Origin of the sequence: Xenorhabdus santafensis (assembly GCF_033949405.1) — a bacterium.
GTDB classification, from domain to species: Bacteria; Pseudomonadota; Gammaproteobacteria; order Enterobacterales; family Enterobacteriaceae; genus Xenorhabdus; species Xenorhabdus santafensis.
The window spans coordinates 1-259 of sequence record NZ_VCDN01000297.1; the positions used below are offsets into that span (position 1 = coordinate 1).

Consider the following 259-nt stretch of genomic DNA (forward strand, 5'->3'; position numbering starts at 1 on the left):
AAAAACCGAAGGCGCCTGCGATACCGATGGCAAGTCCGCCGAAAATATAGTCTTTTGCGTAAATGGTAAATGTAATCTTTTTTAAAACAGTAGCGTAGTGAAGGAATGTTACTGTTACTATATTTGCTGCAATAGCGAGAGCAACCCCCATCATTTGAAATTCTGGCCTTGATGCTAGTACAAAAATAACGATTAATTTCACGATGGCACCAATAAACGTATTCATCATTGCAGCTCTTGCTAAGTTTAAAGCTTGCAA

Annotated in this window: 1 protein-coding gene; it reads right to left on the reverse strand. The window is 38.6% G+C overall.

Annotation, left to right across the window (positions count from 1 at the left end; genetic code table 11):
* Nucleotides 1-229 (reverse strand): polysaccharide biosynthesis C-terminal domain-containing protein (locus FE392_RS22565; protein WP_319931918.1); only part of this gene is annotated, 229 nt, incomplete at its 3' end.
* Nucleotides 230-259 lie beyond the last annotated feature (30 nt).